This window comes from Pedococcus soli, from assembly GCF_054782575.1.
The window spans coordinates 274,003-295,858 of record NZ_BAAGSF010000005.1 but is presented as its reverse complement, the minus strand read 5'-3'; the positions used below and the strand labels follow the sequence as shown (position 1 = coordinate 295,858).

Here is a 21,856-nt window from a genome sequence, read left to right as displayed (position 1 = left end):
CCTGGTGGTCCGGGGCCTTCGCGGCGGGCTCCCCCGGTTGGACTCGAACCAACAACCTGCCGATTAACAGTCGGCTGCTCTGCCAATTGAGCTACAGGGGAAAGTGCTTCGGCGGTGACCCGCCGTTCGCGCTGCGCAACCATAGCAAAGGATGCGCGTCGACCAGAAAACGGGACCCGCCGCGCGGGTCGGCTCCTGGGCCGGGTCGCGAAACGTGCTCAGGAGAGGCCGACCTGCTCCCGCAGGTAGGCCAGGGCGGCAGCTGTCGCGGCGGCCACCTCGGGGTCGTCCGCCCGCACGCCACGCCCGAGGACGACCTGCTCGACGAGGCCGCCACCGCCGAGGTCCTGGCGGATGACGGCGCGGGCGGTGCGGCGGGGGCCGAGCTCGATCTTCTGGGTCAGCACGACGCTGGCCTGCACCCGCTCCCGCAGCGTCTCCGGCAGGAGCGTCGTGTCACCGAGGACCCACTGGCTCGGTCTGGTCCCGTCGATCCACGTCACGGTCAGCTGGGTGAGATCGGCCGACCACGACCCGGAGTCCACCTCGTGCCACGGGCGGGTGAGGGTGCGCTCGCCGGCAGCGCCGACGGCATACAGGGCGTGGTTGGTCGCGACGAGGGTGGTGCCGCTGGGCTCCCCTGCCACCCCCGGGCCGGCGCCGACGAGCACCGGCGCCCAGGTGAGCACGCGCTCCCCCGGACCGAGGCCGACGGCGGCACGGACGTCGGCAGGGAGTCTGGGCGCGCGACGCAGCGAGAGCGCCATCAACTGGCCCGGTCGCGCAGCTGCGCGAGCTCGCGCTGCAGGTCCTGCAGCTGACCGCTGAGCGTCCGGGACGCTGCCGGGTCGCTGTGCGGGTCGGCCGCCATCCGGCGCATCGCCGACATGGCGTCCCCGATTTTCCTCGTCAAGGTGACCTCCTGGACCCGCACGAGCAGCGAGTCGATGTAACGGCGTTCGGGCAGGCCCGTCGCCTTGTCGAACCGCGTGGGCAGCGGGGCCACCGACAGCTCGGAGACCAGGGTGCGGACCGAGAGCGGCGCGGCTTCGGCGACCGCGTCGCCCCAGGCCTGGGTGGACATCCCGCGCTGCGGACCACCGACACTGCGCACCCCGTCGAACACGGCGCGGTGGGCGGGAGCAGTGAACGCGTCGGGGCTGACGCCGTCGATGTCGGCCTCGTCGAAGCTGTCGGGGTACTGCAGCAACGTCTGCAGGAGCTGTCGCTCGGCGAAGACCACGGGGTCCCGCAGGTCCGGCGCCGGCAGCGACGAGCGCACCTCCTCGGGCGACGGCTCGGGGACGACGTCGGCATCGGGGCGCTGGCTGCCCCGGCCGTTCTGCGAGCCCGGGGCGTCTGCCTCGGCCTTGGCGTCGCGGGCGGCCATCCGCTGGGCGCGCGAGACCTCGGCCTGCACCTGCTCCACCTCGACGCCGATCCAGCCGGAGACGGTGCGGATGTACTCGGGCCGCATGGAGCTGTCACGGATGCTGTTGACGATCGGTGCCGCGGCACGCATGCCCTGCACGCGGCCCTCGGCGGTGGACAGGTCGAACCGATCGATCGTGGTCCGCACCGCGAACTCGAACATCGGCACGGCGTCCTCGATGAGGTGGCGCACCGCGTCGTCGCCCTTGGCGATGCGCAGCTCGCACGGATCCATGCCGCCCTCGGCCACGGCGACGAACGACTGCGAGGCCCAGCGCTGGTCCTCGCCGAACGCACGCATCGCCGCCTTCTGCCCGGCGGCGTCGCCGTCGAACGTGAAGACGACCTTGGCCGGCGCGAGGTCGGCCTCGTCGCGCATGATCCGCCGCAGCATCTTGATGTGGTCGACGCCGAACGACGTGCCACACGTGGCGACGGCACCCTCGATGCCGGCGAGGTGGCAGGCCATGACGTCGGTGTAGCCCTCGACGATGACGGCCTTGCGATCCCCCGCGATCGACTTCTTCGCCGCGTCGAGGCCGTAGAGGACCGTCGACTTCTTGTAGATCGGCGTCTCGGAGGTGTTGAGGTACTTGGCGGCGATGCGGTCGTCCTCGTAGAGCCGTCGTGCCCCGAACCCGACCGTGTCGCCCGTGATGTCGCGGATCGGCCAGACCAGGCGCCCACGGAAGCGGTCGTAGAGACCGCGGCTCCCGCGGCCGGACAGGCCCCCCAGCGTCAGCTCCTCGTCGGTGAACCCCTTGCCGCGCAGGTGCCGCGACAGCTCCTCGCCGCCCCGGGGGGCGAACCCGACGCCGAACCGCTTGGCCGCCTCGCTGTCGAACCCGCGCTCGCGCAGGAAGTCGCGGCCGATCCTCGCCTCGGGCGAGTTGAGCAGGGCGTGGTGGTAGAACTCCTGCGCCACCCGGTGGGCCTCGACCAGCCGCGAGCGCCGCCCGAGCGACTCACCCGTGCCGGGGCGGCCGCCCTCCTCGTAGTGCAGCTCCATGCCGAGCTTCTGCGCCAGCCGCTCGACGGCCTCGCTGAACGTGAGGTGCTCGACCTTCTGGACGAACGAGATGACGTCGCCGCCCTCACCGCACCCGAAGCAGTGCCAGGCACCGACGGTCGAGCGGATGTTGAACGACGGGGTCTTCTCGTCGTGGAACGGGCAGAGCCCCTTCATCGAGCCCGGACCCGCGGGGCGCAGCGTGACGTGCTCGCGCACGACGTCCTCGATGGACGAGCGCTCCTTGACGAGCGCGACGTCCTCGGCCTTGATCCGACCCGGCAACTGGCCCTCCTTGTCGCGGCCGAGTCTAGGTGGTGGCTCGGACGCCGTGGGGGCTCCCCCACGACCACCGGCCACGCGGGGTCCCGTGGCCGCGCCGCCGGCCGGCCCCATACCTCCCGGTCGGCTCGTGCCCGACCCCGCGATTTCAGCGGCCGGGAGGTGAGCAGTAAGGTAAGGCTTGCCTTCACCCCCCACCCCGCACAGGAGAACCCGATCGTGATCCGCCGACGGACCGTCCTCGTCGCACTGGCCGCGAGCGCCACCCTCGCCCTCACCGGCTGTGGCAACGGCACCCTCGAGGCGGGGAAGAACCTCGACCCCGACAAGCTGACGATCTACAGCGCGCAGCACGAGAACCTCACCGAGGCGTGGGCGAAGAAGTTCCAGGACGACACCGGCATCAAGGTGCAGATCCGGTACGGCAGCGACTCCTCGATGGGCGCGCAGATCGTCCAGGAGGGCGCCAAGTCGCCGGCGGACGTGTTCCTCACCGAGAACTCCCCCGCCATGACGACGGTCCAGAACGCCAAGCTCTTGGCCCCGGTCGACGCGAGCACCATCGCTCAGGTCGGCGAGACCTACGCGCCGTCGAGCAAGGAGTGGGTCGGTATCGCCGCCCGCTCCACCGTGCTGGTCTACAACCCCGGCAAGATCACCGAGGCCGAGCTGCCGAAGTCGATCATGGACCTGCAGGACCCCAAGTGGGCCGGCAAGTGGGGCGCCGCCGCGGGTGGCGCAGACTTCCAGGCGATCGTCAGCGCGATCCTCGCGACCCAGGGCGAGGAGAAGACCGCCACCTGGCTCAAGGGCCTCAAGGACGGCGCGAAGATCTACCAGAACAACATCGCCGTGATGAAGGCCGTCAACGCCGGTCAGGTCCCGGTCGGGATCATGTACCACTACTACTGGTACCGCGACCAGGCGCTGACCAAGGCCGGCAGCGGCAACACCAAGCTCCTGTACTTCCGCAACGAGGACCCCGGTGCGTTCGTGAGCGTCTCCGGTGGCGCGGTGCTGAAGTCGAGCAAGCACGCCGCCAACGCCCAGAAGTTCCTCGCCTTCGTCACCAGCGCCGAGGGCCAGAAGATGCTCGCGACCAGTGACGCCAAGGAGTACGCCGTCGGCAAGGGCGTCGCGTCCGACGCGGCTCTCGAGCCGCTGGACACCCTCCAGGCACCCAAGGTCGACCCCTACACGCTCAACGGTCCCAAGGTCATCGAGATGATGACGGCGGCAGGCATCCTCTAGGTGGGCCGACCCCGAGGAGGAGCCCCCTCCGCACCGGCAGCAGTCGTCACGGCGAGCCTCGCCGTGGCGGCGCTGTGCGTGCTGCCGCTGCTCGTCGTCGCCTTCACGGCGTTCGACACCGGCGCGGGGGCCGCCTGGGACCTGCTGTGGCGGCCGCGGGTCGGCGAGCTCCTGCGCAACACCGCCTCGCTCGTCGTCGTCACCGTGGCCCTGACGACCGTCATCGGCATCGCCGCCGCCTGGCTGGTCGAGCGGACGTCGCTGCCCGGCGCGCAGTTCTGGCGGGTGCTGCTCGTCGCCCCGCTGGCGGTCCCGGCGTTCGTCAACAGCTACGCGTGGACCACCGTCCGCCCCGACCTCGAGGGGCTGACCGGCGCGGTCCTCGTGACCACCCTGTCCTACTTCCCGTTCGTGTTCCTGCCCGTGGCCGCGGTCCTGCGTGGGCTCGACCAGAGCATGGAGGACTCCTCCCGCTCGCTCGGCCTCGGGCCGTGGCCGACGTTCTTCCGGGCGGTGCTCCCCCAGCTGAGGCCGGCAGCGCTCGGCGGCATGCTGCTCGTGTCGCTGCACCTGCTGTCGGAGTTCGGCGTGCTGGCCATGCTGCGCTTCCCGACGTTCACGACCGCCATCCTCGAGCAGTTCCAGGTGGCGTTCAGCAACAGCGCCGGCAGCGTCCTCGCCCTGGTCCTCATCGGCCTGTGCCTGGGCCTGCTCACCGTCGAGCTGCTGCTGCGCGGGACGATGCGGCACTCGCGCTTCGGGCGCGGGGCCGCACGGCGTGCGCTCCCGGCCCGGCTCGGTCGGTGGACCGTCCCGTCCCTGCTCGGGCTCACCCTGCTCACGGTCCTGTCGCTCGGTGTCCCGCTCGGCAGCCTCGTCTACTGGTTCGCCGCAGGGAACGCCCAGCCCGACGTGCCCGAGCTGCTCCAGACGCTCGGCAGCACCCTCGGCCTCGGCCTCGGCGCCGGCGTGATCACCGTCGTGGCCGCCTTCCCGATCGCCTGGCTGATCGCGCGCCGCCGCAGCTGGCTCTCGGTGCTCGTCGAGCGGGCCACCTACGTCGCGTCGTCGCTTCCCGGCGTGGTGATCGCCCTGGCGCTGGTCACCCTCTCGGTCCGGTACGCCAACGCCGTCTACCAGACCAGCATCGTCCTCGTCGCGGCCTACGCGATCCTCTTCATCCCGCGGGCCATGGTGAGCATCCGGGCGGCCATGGCGCACGCGCCGGAAGAGCTCACCGACGCGGCTCGCGCGTTGGGGGACAGTCCCTTTCGCGCGTTCGTCCGCGTCCTGCTGCCCCTGACCCTGCCGGGCACCCTGGCGGGTTTCGCGATGGTGTTCATCGCCGTCTCGACCGAGCTCACGGCGACGTTGCTGCTCGCCCCGACCGGGACGCAGACACTGGCCACCGCCTTCTGGAGCGCGAGTGAGAGCATCGACTACGCGGGCGCGGCTCCGTATGCCGCCGCCATGGTGCTCGTGTCCGCGCCCCTGACCTACCTGCTGCTGCGATCCCCCGACGAGGAGCCTGCCCTGTGACCACCCTGCGCGTCAGCGGTGTCGACGCCTCCTACGGACCGCGACCGGTGCTGCACGGCATCGACCTCGTCGTCCCGTCGGGCACGACGACGGCGATCCTCGGGCCGTCGGGCTGCGGCAAGACGACCCTGCTGCGGGTCGTGGCGGGGTTCCAGACGCCTGATGCCGGGACGGTGCAGCTGGGTGAGCAGACGGTCGTGGGACCCGGCACGTGGGTCGCCCCCGAGCGCCGTGGCATCGGGTACGTCCCGCAGGAGGGCAACCTCTTCCCCCACCTGTCGGTGGGGCACAACGTGTCGTACGGGCTCCCCCGGGCATCGCGCCGGTCCGGTCACCGCGTCGGAGAGCTGCTCGAGCTCGTGGGCCTGTCACCCGATCTGGCGACCCGGCGCCCCGACCAGCTCAGCGGCGGCCAGCAGCAGCGCGTCGCGCTGGCACGCGCCCTCGCCCGTCGGCCGTCGGTGGTGCTGCTCGACGAACCCTTCTCCTCCCTCGACGCCGGTCTGCGCGCCTCGACCCGCCAGGCCGTGGCCGACGCCCTGGCCCACGAGGGCGTCACCGTCGTCCTCGTCACCCACGACCAGTCCGAGGCCCTGTCCTTCGCCGACGAGGTCGCGATCATGCACGAGGGTCGGTTCGCCCAGGTCGGTGCGCCGACCGAGGTCTACGCGACGCCGGCGGACCGCCACGCGGCAGCCTTCCTCGGTGACGCCGTCTTCCTGCGCGGCCGGGCCGAGGGCACCTCCGTCGCCACGTCGCTGGGCACGATCCCGGTGCACCAGCCCGCTCCTCCCGGCACCGTCGACGTCCTCCTGCGCCCCGAGCAGATCCAGCTCGGCACCGTGGCCGAGGGCCGCCCCTGCGCCGAGGTGCTGTCCACGACCTACTTCGGCCACGACGCGCTCGTCGCCCTGCGACTGCAGGCCGACCACACCGTGGTCACCGCGCGCATCCACGGCACCGACGTCCCTGCGACGGGCTCGATCGTCGGCCTGAGCGTCGTCGGCGAGGCCCGCGCCTTCAGCCCCGCCTGAGCCTCAGCACCAGCGCTGGTGCAGCGCGAGGGCGCGCACGTCGGTGAGTGAGGCGACCTGGTCGACGAGGACCCGCAGGGCTGCGGCGTCGCTGTCGGCGGCCTTCCAGTCGGCGAGCAGGTCGGGGTCGAGCCGGCCGGGCGGATCTGCCTGGTACGCCTCGACGAGCGAACGCACCACCTGCCGCTGGCCGGCCATCACGGTCACCCGTTCCTGCGCGTGCATGACGAAGTGCGCGGCGACGGCCTTGAGGACGGCACACTCCGCCCGGGTGTCGTCGGGGACGACGAGGTCCGCGGCATACCGGGTGAGGGTGCCGGTCCCGTGGCGTTCGCGGGTCGCCACCTCCACCGCCAGGACGAACCTGCCGATCAGCCGGGAGGTCATGTCCTTCAACGCTGCCCGGTCGGTCCGCGTCCCGTCGTATGCCGCCGGCACGGCCCCACTGGCCAGCACCCGTTCCAGGGCGGCACCGAGCGCGTCGGTGCCGAGGTCGGCGGCGTACAGACCGGTGGCGACGGCGAGGACGCTGTCCACGTCGGAGGCGTCGCGCAGGCGGCGGACGTCGAGGCGACCCGAGGCGATCGCGTCCTCGACGTCGTGCACCGAGTAGGCCACGTCGTCGGACCAGTCCATGACGTCGGCCTCGAGGCAGCGCTGGCCGGGACGGCGTCCGTCACGGAACCACTCGAACACCGGCAGGTCGTCCTCGTACACCCCGAACTTGGCCGTCGGTCCGACCTCCACCGGCGCTGCACCGCGCGCCCAGGGGTACTTGGTGGCTGCGTCGAGGCTGGCCCGGGTCAGGTTGAGGCCGGCCGGCCGGCCGTCCGGGTGGATGCGCTTGGGCTCCAGCCGCGACAGGAGGCGCAGCGTCTGGGCGTTGCCCTCGAAGCCCCCGATCTCGGCGGCGACGGCGTCGAGCGCCTGCTCGCCGTTGTGGCCGAACGGTGGGTGCCCGAGGTCATGGGCCAGGCACGCCGTGTCGACGACGTCGGCGCTGCAGCCCAGGGCCGCCCCGAACTCGCGCCCGATCTGCGCCACCTCGAGGGAGTGGGTCAGCCGGTTGCGGACGAAGTCGTCGTCGCCGGGCTGGACCACCTGGGTCTTGGCCGACAGCCGTCGCAACGACGCCGAGTGGACGAGGCGGGCGCGGTCACGGGCGAAGTCGTCCCGGTCCGCACGCTTGAGGACCGGATCCTCGCGGACCCAGCGCTCCCGGTCGACCTCGGTGTACCCCACGCGGGGAACTCTAGGCGTCGCCGGCGCCCTCGGTCGCGGCAGTCTCGGCTGCCTCGTCCCCACCAGCCGCTGCAGCCGCCTCGGCCGCCCGCTCGAGCCAGCGCGGCGCGTTGCCGTACCGCTGGGACGGGATCAGCCGCCCGTGCGCACAGTCGTCGAGGAGCTGGGCGAGCCGCTTCTCGCGCGTGGCCTCCTGCTTGGCGGTGAGCACCCAGTTGACGGCGATCTTCCGGTACGACGGCGTGGCCACCGCCCAGAAGGCGGCGACGCGCGGATCGGCGGCGAGCTGGGCGGCATACGCCTCCGGGAGCTCGAGCTCACGCGTCTCGTAGGCGTAGATGCCGGAACGCTCCGGCGTGCGGCGTTCGTAGGCGGCCAGGCCCGAGGGCTGCATCCGCCCCTCGGCCTTGAGCCGCTCGACGGTGGCGATGTTGACGCTGCTCCAGTTGCTCTGCGCCTTGCGGGGTGTCCACCGCTGGCGCACGGCGTCCTCGTCGACGCGCTGGGCGACAGAGTCGATCCAGCCCCAGCAGAGCGCCTCGACCACGGCCGCCTCCCAGGTCAGGCCGCGCTCGGGGACGTGCTTCTTGTACAGACCCATCCAGAGCTCGGTCTCGCTGTCGTGGTGGGCGGCCAGCCACTGCCCGAACTCCTCCGGGCTCGCGAAGAACGTCGCCGGCCGCTCCGGGGTCCCACCCGGTGTCCCGATCATGGGGGCAGCCTGCCACGACGGTCTGACGCCGGGGGCGTTCCCCGTCCGACCCGTTCCAAACGATGGCCTTCCCCACAGCCACAGGCCGCCCCTGCGAATTGCGGGGCCCCGCAGCACGTCGCAGGGTGGAGACATGAGCCATCTGAGTGGAAAGACCATCGCCTTCCTCGTCGCCGCCGAGGGCATCGAGCGCGTCGAGCTGACCGACCCTTGGCAGGCCGTCACCGACGCCGGGGCCACCCCGGTGCTGCTGTCGCCCGAGGAGGGCGACGTGCAGACGTTCGACCACCTCGACAAGGCGGAGACGCGTCCCGTCGACAAGACCGTGAAGTCCGCCTCCGTGGACGACTACGACGCCCTCGTCCTGCCCGGCGGCGTCGCCAACCCCGACGCGCTGCGCACCGACGAGGACGCTGTCGGCTTCGTCCGTGACTTCGTCGCCTCCGGCAAGCCGGTTGCGGCCATCTGCCACGCCCCGTGGACCCTCATCGAGGCCGACGTGCTCAAGGGCCGCACCCTGACGTCGTGGCCGAGCCTGCAGACCGACCTGCGCAACGCCGGCGCCACCTGGGTCGACCAGGAGGTCGTCGTCGACGGCAACCTCATCACGAGCCGCAACCCCGACGACCTGCCGGCGTTCAACAGCCAGCTGCTCGAGTCCATCGCGCACGGCGCTGCCGCGCAGGGGGCCTGAGCGAGTCTCTGAAGCTCCTGGCCGAGGTGGGCACGTCGAGGGATCCCTCGACGTGCCCACGTCGCACCGTGGTGACCGTCAGGTCCGAGAGCACTCAGTCGTGCTTGCGCACCACCGCCGCGGCGTTCACGATGCCGTCGCCGTAGAAGCTGTTGACGTCGGTCCCGCCGACGCACAGGGCGTCGAACTCGGCCGAGCGACCGACGTCCGTGTACGTCTGCAGCGCCGGGGTCGGGCACGCGTGGTCGGTGGCCGTCCGCATGAGCAGGCGCCGGACGCGGTCGGGTGCGAGGCCGAACCCACCGTGACCGGTGGACCTCCCGTGGGCCGAGACCGCCAGTGCAGCCACGCCGGCGGCGTGCGGTGACGCCATCGAGGTGCCCTGGAGGTACTGGTAGTAGCCGCAGGCGGTCGCGCCCCTGGCCGGATGCGTCGTGCAGCTCTTCATGGTGCCGAGCGATGCTCCGAGCGGGGTGATGTCGCCGTTCGCGTCGACCTGCCCCTCCTCGACCATGACGTTCAGCGGCGCCGTGGAGAGGATGAGGTTCCCATTGGTGCGGAAGGTGTCGGTGCCGAGACCGTCACGGAACCAGCCACCGGGCGCGGACACCTCGAGCTCACCCGAGCCGAGGTCGTTCGCGTAGTTGGAGTAGTCGGCCTTGCGCTGCGACGGGCCCAGCGCCGAGACACCGATGACGTGGGGACCCTCGAGCGGGAGGTTGACGCAGTTCGCGTTGTCGATGGTCCGGGGGTGCTCCGTGCCCAGGGGGAAGTCCGGGCTGGTGGTGTCCGTGCGCGGGTTCGAGACGTTGTCGTGCTCGTTGCCGAGGGCGGCCACGAGCGTGACGCCCTTGTGGTGGGCGTACTCGAGGGCCCTGTTCATCGTCGCGATGATCATGTCCTGCTCGGCGGCCTGCTCCGGGGTGTCCTCGGGCGCGCCACCGCGGCAGTTGTACAGCCACGGGTCGACGTAGAAGGACATGTTGACGACGTCGATGCCGACGTCGCCGGAGTAGGTCAGGGCGTTGGCCGCGGCTCCGAGGAAGAAGAAGCCGCTGTCCTGCCCCGCGCGCACGTTGACGATGTCCACGTCCGGGGCCACCCCCGAGACCCCCATGCCGTTCAGGGCCGCCGCGATCGTGCCGGCGACGTGCGTGCCGTGTCCGTCGTCGTCCTCGGTCGCCGGGTCGACGCAGCCGACGTGCTCGCACGGCCCGTCGATCTCCGGCAGGTCCGTGGTGAAGTTGCGCGACAGCCGTCGGTCGAAGTTGGCTGCCAGGTCAGGGTGGGTCGCGTCGACCCCGGTGTCCATGATGCCGACCTTGACCCGCTTGTCACCCAGCTCTGTCCGGTGGGCCGCGGGGGCGTTGATCATGTCCATCCCCCACAGGAGCGAGTCGAGGGGGTCTGCCTTGCCCTTGCCCTTCTTTCCCTTCTCCGAGTGGGCATCTCGGCTCGCCGAGCCGCCCGAGGACGACTGGTGCTCCTTGAGGACGCGGTCCTTGACGGCGCCTGCATCGGGCGCGCGCCCGACGACGCTGTCCCGGGCAGCACCGGCGACACCGGCGACGTGACGGGCGCGAGCCAGGAAGCCGGACGAGCTCGACCTGACGGTGACCAGGCCGATGGCCCGGTTGACCGTGGTGACCTGGCCGCCGGCTCGGCGCAGGTCGGCCGCGAGGCCGTCCGCATCGGCCGCTCGGTCGGCGAGGACGACATAGCTCGTGTCAGCACCTGCGCTGGACATGGCCGTCGTGTGCGTGGTTCGTACTGCCGCTGAAGCCGTCGTCCCCGCCAGAGCGGTCGTGGCCAGGGCCACTGCTCCGGTGACGGCGACCATGCGAGATCGTCGCATCAGTCAACTCCTCCATAGGGATGGGTCACGGCGTGATGACCCATCGCTCACCGTAGGCCTCGGCCCCATGGCGCGACAGGTCCGAAAACTGCCCCAATCCGGGCGGTTCGCGACGTGTCGGGACTTCGCGGCCCCGGCGCGTCGGCCCCTCGACCGACCCAGGAGGGCGGTCAGCCTCCGGAGACGGAGAGCTCGGCCTGAGAGACCGCCTCGCGCGCGGCGTCGTTGAGCTCGCGGGAGTCCAGCCAGCCGTCCGGCAGGGCGACGTGGCGCGGCGAACCGGCGCGTCCTCGTTGCCCCTCGGCAGCCTCACCCGGCCACGGCGCGTCTGCCTCCATCGTCGCGATGAGGGTGTCGAGCGCATCGAGCGAGTCCACCAGCGCCAGCGAGTGCCGCACCGTCGAGCCGGCCGGGAATCCCTTGAGGTACCAAGCGATGTGCTTGCGGATGTCGCGGCAGGCCTTGTACTCGTCGCCGTAGAAGTCGACGAGGTACTCCGTGTGTCGGCGCATCGTCGCCGTCACCTCTCCGAGGGTCGGCTCGGCGCGGGCGGTCGTCCCGGCGAACGCCGCGGCGAGGTCTGTGAAGAGCCACGGCCGACCCAGGCACCCACGGCCGACGACGACCCCGTCGCAGCCGGTCTCGGTGGCCATGCGCAGCGCGTCCTCGGCGGACCAGATGTCGCCGTTGCCCAGCACCGGGATGGTCTTCACCGTCTCCTTGAGCCGGGCGATGGCGCTCCAGTCGGCCTGCCCGGAGTAGGCCTGCGACGCGGTCCGCCCGTGCAGCGCCACTGCAGCCACCCCGGCGCGCTCTGCCGTCAGCCCGGCCTCGAGGTACGTCAGGTGGTCGTCGTCGATGCCCTTGCGCATCTTCACGGTGACGGGCACGTCATACCGGCTCGCCTCACGGACCGCGGTCGTGACGATGGCGGTGAAGAGGTCCCGCTTCCACGGCAGCGCGGCACCGCCGCCCTTGCGCGTGACCTTGGGGACGGGACAGCCGAAGTTGAGGTCGATGTGGTCCGCACGGTCCTCGGTGACGAGCATCCGCACGGCCGCACCGACGGTGGCGGGGTCCACGCCGTACAGCTGGATGGACCGCGGCGACTCGTCGGGGTCGTGCTCGATGAGCCGCATGCTCTCCGGGGTGCGCTCGACCAGCGCGCGCGAGGTGATCATCTCGCTCACGTACAACGAGGTCGCGCCGCTGGCACCTCCGGCCTCCAGGCCGTCGCGGCCGTACTCGCGGCAGAGCCGGCGGAAGGCGCGGTTGGTGATGCCGGCCATCGGCGCGAGGACGACGGGTGACTCGATGGTGTGGCGCCCGATCTGCAGGGGCGGCAGCACGGGGGTCGTGCCGGGGCTGGCCTGCGTCGGGCGCGTCTGGGGGGCGGTGGCGGCGGTCATGGCGCCACCATTGTCCCATCTGCTGCTTGACTGGCCGAATGAGTGCCCTCGTCAGCGCCGCCGACCTGCGAGCCGAGCTCGCCTCCCCCGCCCCGCCCGTGGTCCTGGACGTCCAGTGGATCCTCACCGGGGCCGCCGGTCCGGCAGGTCCCGAGCGGTATGCCGTCGAGCACCTTCCCGGCGCGACGTTCGTCGACCTGGACACCGAGCTGGCCGGACCGATCGGTCCCGCGGGGGTGGGCGGCCGTCATCCCCTGCCCGAGGTGGCGGTGGTCGAGTCGGCCCTGCGCAGGGCCGGGGTCGACCACGGCAGCAGGGTCGTCGTCTACGACCAGGGTCCGGGGTTCGCGGCGGCTCGCGCCTGGTGGGTCCTGCGGTGGGCCGGCCTCGCAGACGTGCGGGTGCTCGACGGCGGGCTCACGGCCTGGACGGCGGCCGGTGGCGCGACGTCGGCTGACGTGCCCGACCCGAGCCCGGGCTCCTTCGTCGCGCAGGCCGGCTCGCTGCCGGTCCTCGACGCCGACGCGGCCGCCGAGGTCGCACGCGACGGCCTCCTGGTCGACGCCCGGGCAGCCGAACGATTCGCCGGGGAGACCGAGCCGATCGACCCGGTGGCGGGCCACATCCCCGGTGCCGTCAACGCGCCGACCACGGGGAACGCGGGGCCGGACGGGCGCCTCCTGCCGCCGTCCGAGCTGCGGGAACGGTTCTCCTCGCTGGGGATCCGGGTCGACACCGCTCCTGTGGGCGTCTACTGCGGCTCCGGGGTGACCGCGGCCCACGAGCTCCTTGCCCTGCACGAGGCCGGCATCGAGGCGACGTTGTACGCCGGGTCGTGGAGCGACTGGATCAGCGATCCGAGCCGACCGGTCGCGACGAGCTGATCCGACGCACGGCCGACGGCGTCAGCCGCCGCCGCCGATCCCGCCGCCCTGCTTGAACCGCGGATCGGCGTCGGCGCGGTAGCGGTTCGCGCCGGGGTCGAAGCCGTCGTTGGGACCCGGATCCTCGACCGGCTCCTGGGACACGCCGTCCCAGTACGCGTACCCGTTCAGCCGCCCGAACGCCGCCTCGCTGTCGAGGGCCTTCTCCGCCAGCCGGCGCGCGAACATCGGGTCGAGGCTGTCGAGCCAGGCGCGGGTGTGTCGATGCGCGCCGGCGGCGATCAGGTGCGCGATCTTCCGGTGCTCGACGACCTCGACGTGCCGCCCGGTCGCGAACGCGTCCGACAACCCGCCCAACAAGGCCCGGCGGTCGGCGTCGGACATGCCGACCACGACCTCCTCATGGACCTTCTCGAGGGCATCGAGCGTGGCCGTGCTGAGCAGGTACCGGTACTGCCGGACGACGACGTCCTCGTCACCGTCGGCCCGCTCCTGCGCGTGCTGCCTGCCTCGGCTCCACACCGCTCGTACCGGTGCCATCCCCTCAGGGTAGACAGGGCTGCAGCGGCCCACCAGAGACAAACAGGACGCCCTCGGAGCCGCGTCTCAGAGCCAGCCGAACTCGTCGGCGATGCGGACGGCGTCGGCGCGGTTGCGAGCCATGGTCTTGCCGATCGCCGACGACAGGTGGTTCCGGACGGTTCCCTCGGACAGGCTCACGTGGCGCGCGATGTCGGACACGGATCCGCCGTCCCGGGCCGCGATGAGCACCTCGGTCTCGCGGGCGGTGAGGGGCGACTCGCCGCCGGACAGGGAGTCTGCCGCCAGCGCCGGGTCCACGACCCGGAGCCCTGCGTGCACCCTGCGCACCGCCTCCGCGAGCTGGCGCGCAGGGGTGTCCTTGACGACGAAGCCACTGGCTCCCGCCTGCAGGGCCCGCCGCAGGAACCCCGGGCGGCCGAAGGTCGTGACGATGAGCACCCGCACCGCGGGCAGCGCCTCGTGCAGGGCCGCGGTGGCGGCGATCCCGTCGAGCCCCGGCATCTCGACGTCGACCAGCGCCACGTCCGGTGAGGTCCGCCGTGCAGCGGCAACCACCTCGTCACCGCGCCCGACCTCGGCGACGACCTCCATGTCGGCCTCGAGCCCGAGCAGCGTCGCCAGCGCGCCGCGCACCAGGGCCTGGTCGTCGGCGAGCAACAGCTTGATCGTCATGCGTCCACCCTCTCTCCTGCGCCGAACCCGCCGGTCACCGGCCGGCCTGCCGACCGGACCGACAGCTCGAAGCCGTGCGGGTTGAGCACGATCGTGCGCAGCTGCGCACCGGCGGCCTCGGCGCGTTCACGCAGGCCGATCAGCCCGGTGCCGGCCTCGGCGTGGGTCGTCACGTCACCACGGTCGCCGTGGTCGCGCGGGCTCGTCGACCCGTTGTCCGACACGGTGATCCCGTGGTCGTCGAGGGTGACCCGGCACGCGGTGGCGCCACTGTGCCGGATGACGTTCGTGACCCCCTCGCGCAGGGTCCAGGCGCAGAGCTCACGCAGGTCCGTGGGCACGGCGTCGGCAGCGGTCGGCAGGTCGGCCTCGATCCCCGCGGCCGCGAGTGAGGACCGCGCCCTGGCGAGCTCGGCGGGCAGTGACATCTCGCGGAACCCCGCCACGGCCTGGCGCACGTCCGACAGCGCATCGCGGGCGAGCCGTTCGAGGTCGGCGACCTCGGCGCGGGCACGCTCGGGGCTCACCTCCAGCAGTCGTGCCGCGAGCTCCGCCTTGACGGTGATCACCGTCAGGCTGTGACCGAGGATGTCGTGCACGTCGCGCGCCATCCGGTTGCGCTCCTCCTGGATGGCGAGGCGGGCGTTCTCCTGCCGCGCCTCGGCCAGGGCGCGCTGGCGCTGGGACGCGACCATCCCCCCGGTCACGGCGGCCATGGCGAGCACCATCGACATGGTGATGCTGGCGTCGTGCGCCCACCCGTCGACGTGGAACGTGAGCAGCTCGTAGAGCACCACGAGCCCGAGCCCGATTGCGAGCCCCAGCCGCAACCGGAACGTCCAGAGCCCCGAGACGGCCAGGAACACCCACGTGCTCGCCCCCTCCTGGCCGACCGTGATCGTGGACAGGGCGGCCAGGACCGCGAGGCCGACCCAGCCGACGACGCCGGTCCGGGTCACGAACCACCGGTGTGAGGTGGGCGTCGACTCCCCCCAGACGGACGAACGCAGGTGGCTGAAGTGGGCGACGTAGACCGTCACGAACAGGACGAGGACGACGAGCGCCGTGTCGCCGCGGAGCTCGAGGCGGTGCCGCCAGGCGGCGGAGAAGGCGTCGGACAGGAAGACCAGCCAGATCGCGGCGAGCCCGAGCCCCAGCACCCGTCCCTGCCAGCCCTGGTCCTGCTCTGCCGCGAACAGCCGGGGACGCGGCTCGGCGAAGCCGTCCTTCTGCCCGGGTGCACTCACGGCACCCAGCCTCTCAGAGTCCACCGCCGAAGCGGCGGCAAGGACCGCCCTCAGACCCGCGCGGTGTCCCGGCCGAAGCGCCATACGGCTCCTCCCACGAAGATCGCGAGCCAGACGGCGACGTTCACGACGGCGCCCCACCCGGGCGCGTCGCCCGTCAGGGGTGCGTGGACGAGCTGGTTCAGGCCGTACATGGGCGTCACCTTCGCCACCTCCTGGAACACGTGCCCGAGCTGGTCCAGCGGCACGAACAGGCCACCGAGGAAGGCGAACAGCGCGAGCACGGGGCCGAGGATCTGCATGACGTTCTCGCTCGGCAGCAGGTAGCCCATGAACACCCCGAACGCTGCGAAGACGAGCGACCCGAACCAGACCGCCAGGCCCGTCTCCACCCACACCAGCGCATCCGCGTGGGCACCGCCGACCGCGCCGGCACCATAGGTGACGGCGACGGAGACCGCGCCGAGGAGCATCGCGACGATGACCTTGACCGTGATGTATGCCGCGGACGTCAGGGGGGTGAGCCGCAGCTGCCGGCTCCAGCCCTGGTTGCGTTCGACGGAGACCATCGCCCCGGCACTGGTGGTCGAGAGCATGGCGCCGTAGAGGGCCATGCTGATCATGATGAACGCGGCGACGTTGCCGTGACCAGCGTCCTCGTTCGAGTAGGACTGCCCGGTCCCGAAGAGGAAGAAGAACGCCACCGGCATGATCACGGCGAAGATCAGCGTGCGGCGGTTGCGCAGCAGCCGTCGGACCTCGAGCTTCAGGAGGGTGGCGTTCAGTCCGCCCATGGGGGGAACGCGACGGCCGGTGGCTTCGGTGGTGGTCGAGGTGGTCTGCGTCGTGGTGGTCATGACTCGGCTCCGTCGGAGGTCAGGCTGATGAATGCGTCCTCGAGGCCGCGGGTGGTGATCTCGAGGTCCCGTGCGTCGGTGGTGCTGAGCAGGTGGCGGGCTACGGCGTCGCTGTCGGTCGAGGTGACGAGCAGGGTGTCGCCACGGAGCTCGACGGACTCGACCGTGTCCATGTCCCTGAGCTGTTGCACGACAACGGGATCCGCGTCGCTGAGGGTGGCCCGGATGGTGCGCCCGGAGACGAGCGACTTGACCTCGGACGCCGTTCCGTCCGCGACGACCTTGCCGTGGCTGACGAGGACGATGCGGTCTGCGTAGGCGTCGGCCTCCTCGAGGTAGTGCGTGGCGAACACCACCGTCCGACCCCGGGCGGCGTCCTCGTGGATCGCGTTCCAGAAGTCGCGACGGCCGGTGACGTCCATGCCTGTCGTGGGTTCGTCGAGGATCAGCAGCTCCGGGTCGGGCAGCAGGGCCATGGCGAACCGGAGCCGTTGCTGCTGGCCACCCGAGCACTTGCCCACGCGGCGGTCGCCGATGTCGCTGATCCCGGCGCGGGTGAGGACCTCGTCCACCGGTCGGGTGCCGGCGAACAGGCTCGCAGTGAGCTGCAGGGTCTCCTTGACGGTGAGGTCCTTGAGCAGTCCGCCAGTCTGCATCACGGCACTGATCAGCCCCTGGCGCACGGCCGTGGTCGGGTCGAGCCCGTGGACCCTGACCTCACCGGCATCGGGCCTGGCGAGACCGAGGAGGAGGTCGATGGTGGTCGTCTTCCCGGCGCCGTTGGGACCGAGGAGGGCGACCACCTCGCCCGGTGCCACGGTGAGGTCGATCCCCCGGACGGCGTGGACGGTGCCGAAGCTCTTGGTGAGCCCCCTGAGCTCGATCGCGGGAACGGTGTGGACGGCGGCTCCCCCGCTGGGCCGTCGTACGGTCTGCGTCGATGACATGCCCCCACCGTGCCCGCGGTGTCCCCTCAGGACCCGCGACGCTCGTCACGACCTCGCCGTGACGTCTGTCAGGTTCCCTTCAGGTGGGCCGTGCTAGCGGGGCGGCGGGCAACCGTCCCCGGTCCGACGTCGGAGCTCGCGAGACCACACCCCGTGGGCAGGATCGCCCGGCGCGTCTAAGCCCCGGGCGTCGACAGCTTCAGGGTGCCGCCGACTCGTTGGGTGCCCAGCTGCAGACCGTGGCGGTAGGTGACGTCCATCCCCTCGATCACCACGCTGCCACTGCCCGAGGCAGTGACGGCGAGCACCAGCTGCTGGCCGTGCTCCCGTCCGAGGTGCATCGAGATTCCCTCGGCCCCGCACGACCGAGGAGCAGGTCTGGCGGACCATGGCCCCGTCCCCGGACCCGATGGCCGAGTCCTGCGTCGACCGCAGCGTGCACACCAGCGCCACACTCTCGATCTGGCGCCCCGACGCGTCGACCACGTGTGCCCGCGCCGAACGCACGTCGATCACGTCATCGGTGTCGGGCTGGGGAAAGGCCGGAACCGGCGAGCTCGACGTGGTCCAGCACGGTTCGGCACACCATCGCGCGTTACGGTCGAAGACACCCGCACCCGCACCCGAGCCCAGACCCGCCAGTCGGGAAGGAACCGTGTACTCCCACCTCAGCCACCTCGAATGCTCCCGGACCGGCGAGCGACACGACGCCGACCTCGTCCAGGGCGTGAGCACGGCCGGCGCGCCCCTCCTGGCCAGGTACGACCTCGAGCGCGTCGCCGCCACCCTCGACAAGGCCGAGCTGGCCACCCGCGCGGCGAACCTGTGGCGCTACCACGAGGTGCTCCCGGTCCGGGACGAGCGCTTCGTGACCACGCTGGGAGAGGGGTGGACACCGATCGTCGACCTCCCGGCATACGGGCGGTCCGTGGGGTTGCCGCGGCTGGCGATGAAGGACGAAGGACTCATCCCCACGGGCACGTTCAAGGCCCGTGGCGCGGCCGTCGGGGTGTCCCGCGCGGCCGAGCTCGGTGTCCGTGGCATCGGGATGCCGACCAACGGCAACGCGGGGTCGGCCTGGGCGACGTACGCCGCCCGCGCCGGACTCCCCTCGCTGATCATCATGCCCGAGGGCGCACCGGAGATCACCCGCGTCGAGTGCGCGGCGGCCGGAGCCGAGCTGTACCTCGTCGACGGACTGATCGGGGACGCCGGCGCCATCGTGCACGAGGCCATCGGCAGGCGCCGCGGCTGGCAGGAGGTGTCCACCCTCAAGGAGCCCTACCGGCTCGAGGGCAAGAAGACCATGGGGTACGAGCTCGCCGAGCAGCTCGGGTGGCGACTTCCCGACGTGATCCTCTACCCGACCGGCGGTGGGGTCGGCCTCATCGGCATCCACAAGGCCCTCCTCGAGATGCGCGAGCTGGGCTGGATCAGTGGACCGTTGCCGCGGTGGGTCGCCGTCCAGGCCACCGGGTGCGCCCCCATCGTGCGTGCGTATGCCGCGGGGGCCCGTGAGAGCGAGCCGTTCCCGGACGCCCGCACCGTCGCCTTCGGGATCACCGTGCCCAAGGCGCTCGGCGACTTCCTCGTCCTCGACGCGATCCGGGAGACCGACGGGTGCGCGGTCGAGGTCACCGACGAGGACCTGTTGGCCGAACAGCGTCGGCTGGCCTCGTCCGACGGGGCGTTCATCTGCCCCGAGGGCGCGGCCTGCCTCGCCGCGGCCAGGGACCTGCGCGAGTCCGGCTGGATCGGCGAGGACGAGCACGTGCTCGTCATCAACACCGGCACCGGGATCAAGTACCCCGACACCGTCGAGGTGAGAGCACCCCTGCTCGCCATCGGTGGTCGCGTGCCCGACGCCGGTGACGTGCGGCGATGAGTTGCGCCGCGCCGACCGGTCTGTACTGACATGGCAACCGTGATCATGCATGCAGTGGTGTCCGTGGACGGCTTCATCGCCGATGAGGACGACGACGTCGGTCCGCTCTTCGACTGGTACTTCAACGGCGACCGTCCCATCACCGACGCAGGGAGCGAGGATGGCCACCCCGCGTTCCGGGTCGGCGCGACCTCGCAGGAGTACGTCAGCACGTTCTGGGCCGGCATCGGCGCCACCGTCCAGGGGCGGCACCTGTTCGACCTGACCAACGGGTGGGAGGCCAAGCCGCCAGCCGGTGATCACCTCGTGGTCGTCTCCCACCGCCCCAAGCCCGAGGGCTGGCACCCCGAGGCCGACGTCCCGTTCTTCGACGACGTCGCGGCCGCGGTCGAGGAGGCGAAGCGTCGGGCCGGTGATGGGGTCGTCGCGATCTGCGCCGGGGACGTCGGTGGCCAGGCCCTGGCGCTCGGTCTGGTCGACGAGGTGGCGATGGACGTCGTCCCCGTGGTGTTCGGCAAGGGCAAGAGGTACTTCGGGCAGGTGGACTCGCAGCTGCTGCTCGACGACCCGGACGTCGTGATCGAGGGTGACCGGGTGCTCCACCTGCGGTATGCCGTGCGCCGCTGAGGGTGCCGGACCGAGCAGCCCTGGGCCTGGTGACCGAGTCCGAGGTGGGATTCGTGGGACCGACCATCGCCAAGCCATTTGTCTCTCGGCGGGATGGGCCGAAAGTACCCATCTGGCCCCACGGCGGGCGGAGGCCACACCCCCGACCTACGCTCGTTGAAAGTTGCACTGCTCATCCGGAGCAGGCTCCACCCAGCGAAGCAGAGGCGGACGTGAAGGGCATCATCTTCAACCAGATCGAGGATGCAGTCGTCAGCAACCACGGTGAAGACGCGTGGGACGACCTCGTCGACGCCGCCGACGTCCAGGGCGCCTACACGGCTCTGGGCAACTACCCCGACGAGGACCTCACCAAGCTCGTGGTTGCTGGGTCGGTCGCCCTGGACACTCCTCCCGACGCCCTGACCCGCGCGCTGGGTCGTGACGCCCTCCTCGGTCTGGCCGAGCGGTACCCCCAGTTCTTCGAGCCGCACACCAACGTGCGCAGCTTCGTCCTGACCCTGAACGACGTGATCCACGCCGAGGTGCGCAAGCTGCACGCCGACTCGAGCCCGCCCGAGTTCTGGTTCGACGACCCGGATGCACAGCCCCTGCACATCCACTACCGCTCTGACCGCCAGCTCTGCTCCCTGGCCGAAGGCATGCTGGCCGGCGCCGGCGAGTACTACGGCCAGGAGGTCACGATCCGGCACGAGGCCTGCATGCTCCAGGGGCGGGACCACTGCACGTTCGCCGTCGACATCGAGTCCGTCGCCTAGCTGGTGCTGCCCCACGACGGTGGCGCCGCAGCGGCGCTGCGCGCCGATGACGACGGCGCGCGTGATCGACAGGAGAACGTGCGCCTCCGGCGACGGCTGGAGCGGGAGCGGGCGGCCAGGCTCGAGGCCGAGGACATCGGCGAGCGCGTCACGGCCGAGCTGTACGGCTCGCTGCAGGAGCTGCGGGAGCTGCACGACCAGCAGGACGAGGCGATCCGCCGCCTCCGCGACCTCGACCACGCCAAGGACGCCTTCCTGTCCACGGTCTCCCACGAGCTGCGCACACCCCTGACCAGCATGATCGCCTACCTGGAGATGATCGAGGACGGTGACGTCCCCTCGGGTCCGGCCATGTCCAACGCGGTGGACGTCATGAGCCGAAACGCCCACCGCCTCCGCCACCTCGTGGAGGAGCTGCTCACCTTCTCGGAGCTGGAGCAGCACCAGGAGGCGATGGCGCTGCAGCAGGTCGACCTGGTCGAGATCGTGCAGGAGGCGCGTCGCTCCCTGCTCCCCGTGGCGACACGCCGACGGCTGGCCATCACGGTCGCCGCGGACGAGTCGGTCCCCAGCGTCGAAGGTGACCGCACCCTCCTCGAGCGCGTGGTGCTCAACCTGCTGAACAACGCCGTGAAGTTCACCCCGGAGGACGGCAGGGTCTGCGCCCGGGTGGCGCGGGACGACGCGCACGTCGTGGTCCACGTCGCCGACACCGGCATCGGCATCCCTGCCGACGAGCAGGATCGGGTGTTCACCCGGTTCTTCCGTTCGTCCCGCTCGGTCGCCGAGGAGATCCAGGGCACCGGCCTGGGCCTCGCCCTCGTCGAAGCGGCCGTGCAGCGACACCACGGGACCGTGTCACTGGCCTCGGTGGAGGGCGAGGGCACGACGGTGACCGTGCGCCTGCCCATCGAGTCCGTCGAACGAGTCGGCCACGACGAGGACCGGGGCAGGCCTCCACGCGCCTGACGAGCCACG

At 71.6% G+C, this 21,856-nt stretch carries 21 protein-coding genes and 1 tRNA gene; 9 read left to right on the top strand and 13 right to left on the bottom strand.

The window, feature by feature from the left end:
* Positions 1 to 28: 28 nt before the first annotated feature.
* The 3 genes from ACYVKF_RS14515 to dnaG form a co-directional block, all read right to left on the bottom strand.
* A tRNA-Asn gene (locus ACYVKF_RS14515) sits at positions 29 to 101 on the bottom strand.
* 117 nt (positions 102 to 218) lie between these two features.
* Positions 219 to 767 carry a hypothetical protein gene (locus tag ACYVKF_RS14510; protein WP_460967325.1) on the bottom strand — a complete coding sequence of 183 codons (549 nt, stop codon included), beginning with the start codon at positions 765 to 767 and terminating at the stop codon, positions 219 to 221.
* The gene (gene dnaG / locus ACYVKF_RS14505; RefSeq protein WP_056919929.1) at positions 767 to 2,725 is read right to left on the bottom strand and encodes a DNA primase; all 1,959 of its coding nucleotides are present in this window, start codon (positions 2,723 to 2,725) and stop codon (positions 767 to 769) included. Before dnaG ends, ACYVKF_RS14510 begins: the two co-directional genes overlap by 1 nt.
* 213 nt (positions 2,726 to 2,938) lie before the next feature.
* Between dnaG and ACYVKF_RS14500 the strand changes: the two genes are divergently transcribed.
* The 3 genes from ACYVKF_RS14500 to ACYVKF_RS14490 are packed head-to-tail and all read left to right on the top strand — an operon-like array spanning position 2,939 to position 6,546.
* Positions 2,939 to 3,973 carry an iron ABC transporter substrate-binding protein gene (locus tag ACYVKF_RS14500; protein ID WP_460967534.1) on the top strand — a complete coding sequence of 345 codons (1,035 nt, stop codon included), beginning with the start codon at positions 2,939 to 2,941 and terminating at the stop codon, positions 3,971 to 3,973.
* On the top strand, positions 3,974 to 5,512 hold the full coding sequence (locus ACYVKF_RS14495; protein WP_460967323.1) for an ABC transporter permease: 1,539 nt from the start codon (positions 3,974 to 3,976) through the stop codon (positions 5,510 to 5,512). It begins immediately after the preceding gene.
* Positions 5,509 to 6,546 (top strand): ABC transporter ATP-binding protein, encoded by a 1,038-nt coding sequence (locus ACYVKF_RS14490; protein WP_056917623.1) that lies wholly within the window; start codon positions 5,509 to 5,511, stop codon positions 6,544 to 6,546. The genes ACYVKF_RS14495 and ACYVKF_RS14490 overlap by 4 nt, the downstream gene beginning before the upstream one ends.
* 3 nt (positions 6,547 to 6,549) lie before the next feature.
* Here the strand turns inward: ACYVKF_RS14490 and ACYVKF_RS14485 are convergent, their stop codons facing one another.
* Together ACYVKF_RS14485 and ACYVKF_RS14480 are read right to left on the bottom strand one after the other, a co-directional pair.
* Positions 6,550 to 7,788 (bottom strand): deoxyguanosinetriphosphate triphosphohydrolase, encoded by a 1,239-nt coding sequence (locus ACYVKF_RS14485; protein ID WP_056917624.1) that lies wholly within the window; start codon positions 7,786 to 7,788, stop codon positions 6,550 to 6,552.
* 10 nt (positions 7,789 to 7,798) lie between these two features.
* Entirely contained in the window at positions 7,799 to 8,500 is a 702-nt protein-coding gene (locus ACYVKF_RS14480) for a YdeI/OmpD-associated family protein (protein ID WP_460967320.1), read from the bottom strand.
* Between the two features lie 133 nt (positions 8,501 to 8,633).
* Here ACYVKF_RS14480 and ACYVKF_RS14475 point away from each other — a divergent pair, with 133 nt between their 5' ends.
* Complete coding sequence (locus ACYVKF_RS14475) at positions 8,634 to 9,194, top strand: type 1 glutamine amidotransferase domain-containing protein (RefSeq protein ID WP_460967318.1); 561 nt, start codon at positions 8,634 to 8,636, stop codon at positions 9,192 to 9,194.
* 94 nt (positions 9,195 to 9,288) lie between these two features.
* Here the strand turns inward: ACYVKF_RS14475 and ACYVKF_RS14470 are convergent, their stop codons facing one another.
* Both ACYVKF_RS14470 and dusB read right to left on the bottom strand, forming a co-directional pair.
* Positions 9,289 to 11,049: a S8 family serine peptidase gene (locus ACYVKF_RS14470; protein ID WP_460967316.1), complete on the bottom strand. Its 1,761-nt coding sequence runs from the start codon at positions 11,047 to 11,049 to the stop codon at positions 9,289 to 9,291.
* Positions 11,050 to 11,219: 170 nt separating this feature from the next.
* A complete protein-coding gene (gene dusB / locus ACYVKF_RS14465; protein WP_460967314.1) occupies positions 11,220 to 12,458 on the bottom strand; it encodes a tRNA dihydrouridine synthase DusB in 1,239 nt (412 codons plus the stop codon).
* 38 nt (positions 12,459 to 12,496) lie between these two features.
* Here dusB and ACYVKF_RS14460 point away from each other — a divergent pair, with 38 nt between their 5' ends.
* The gene (locus ACYVKF_RS14460) at positions 12,497 to 13,342 is read left to right on the top strand and encodes a sulfurtransferase (RefSeq protein WP_460967312.1); all 846 of its coding nucleotides are present in this window, start codon (positions 12,497 to 12,499) and stop codon (positions 13,340 to 13,342) included.
* A 21-nt stretch (positions 13,343 to 13,363) separates the two neighbouring features.
* Here ACYVKF_RS14460 and ACYVKF_RS14455 read toward each other — a convergent pair whose 3' ends face one another.
* From ACYVKF_RS14455 to ACYVKF_RS14430, 6 genes are all read right to left on the bottom strand, one after another.
* Positions 13,364 to 13,882 (bottom strand): hypothetical protein, encoded by a 519-nt coding sequence (locus ACYVKF_RS14455; protein WP_460967310.1) that lies wholly within the window; start codon positions 13,880 to 13,882, stop codon positions 13,364 to 13,366.
* A 66-nt stretch (positions 13,883 to 13,948) separates the two neighbouring features.
* Positions 13,949 to 14,557: a response regulator transcription factor gene (locus tag ACYVKF_RS14450; RefSeq protein ID WP_056917631.1), complete on the bottom strand. Its 609-nt coding sequence runs from the start codon at positions 14,555 to 14,557 to the stop codon at positions 13,949 to 13,951.
* A complete protein-coding gene (locus ACYVKF_RS14445) occupies positions 14,554 to 15,804 on the bottom strand; it encodes a sensor histidine kinase (RefSeq protein ID WP_056917632.1) in 1,251 nt (416 codons plus the stop codon). The genes ACYVKF_RS14450 and ACYVKF_RS14445 overlap by 4 nt, the downstream gene beginning before the upstream one ends.
* A gap of 50 nt (positions 15,805 to 15,854) precedes the next feature.
* On the bottom strand, positions 15,855 to 16,661 hold the full coding sequence (locus tag ACYVKF_RS14440) for an ABC transporter permease (RefSeq protein WP_056917633.1): 807 nt from the start codon (positions 16,659 to 16,661) through the stop codon (positions 15,855 to 15,857).
* Positions 16,658 to 17,608 carry an ABC transporter ATP-binding protein gene (locus ACYVKF_RS14435; protein WP_460967307.1) on the bottom strand — a complete coding sequence of 317 codons (951 nt, stop codon included), beginning with the start codon at positions 17,606 to 17,608 and terminating at the stop codon, positions 16,658 to 16,660. The genes ACYVKF_RS14440 and ACYVKF_RS14435 overlap by 4 nt, the downstream gene beginning before the upstream one ends.
* Before the next feature lie 176 nt (positions 17,609 to 17,784).
* The gene (locus ACYVKF_RS14430) at positions 17,785 to 17,949 is read right to left on the bottom strand and encodes a hypothetical protein (protein WP_460967305.1); all 165 of its coding nucleotides are present in this window, start codon (positions 17,947 to 17,949) and stop codon (positions 17,785 to 17,787) included.
* A gap of 314 nt (positions 17,950 to 18,263) precedes the next feature.
* Between ACYVKF_RS14430 and ACYVKF_RS14425 the strand changes: the two genes are divergently transcribed.
* The 4 genes from ACYVKF_RS14425 (at position 18,264) to ACYVKF_RS14410 (ending at position 21,847) form a co-directional block, all read left to right on the top strand.
* The gene (locus tag ACYVKF_RS14425; protein WP_460967303.1) at positions 18,264 to 19,493 is read left to right on the top strand and encodes a threonine synthase; all 1,230 of its coding nucleotides are present in this window, start codon (positions 18,264 to 18,266) and stop codon (positions 19,491 to 19,493) included.
* 30 nt (positions 19,494 to 19,523) lie between these two features.
* Positions 19,524 to 20,120 carry a dihydrofolate reductase family protein gene (locus ACYVKF_RS14420; protein ID WP_460967301.1) on the top strand — a complete coding sequence of 199 codons (597 nt, stop codon included), beginning with the start codon at positions 19,524 to 19,526 and terminating at the stop codon, positions 20,118 to 20,120.
* Between the two features lie 212 nt (positions 20,121 to 20,332).
* The gene (locus ACYVKF_RS14415) at positions 20,333 to 20,878 is read left to right on the top strand and encodes a heme NO-binding domain-containing protein (RefSeq protein WP_460967299.1); all 546 of its coding nucleotides are present in this window, start codon (positions 20,333 to 20,335) and stop codon (positions 20,876 to 20,878) included.
* 3 nt (positions 20,879 to 20,881) lie between these two features.
* Positions 20,882 to 21,847: a sensor histidine kinase gene (locus tag ACYVKF_RS14410; RefSeq protein WP_460967298.1), complete on the top strand. Its 966-nt coding sequence runs from the start codon at positions 20,882 to 20,884 to the stop codon at positions 21,845 to 21,847.
* Positions 21,848 to 21,856: the final 9 nt, after the last annotated feature.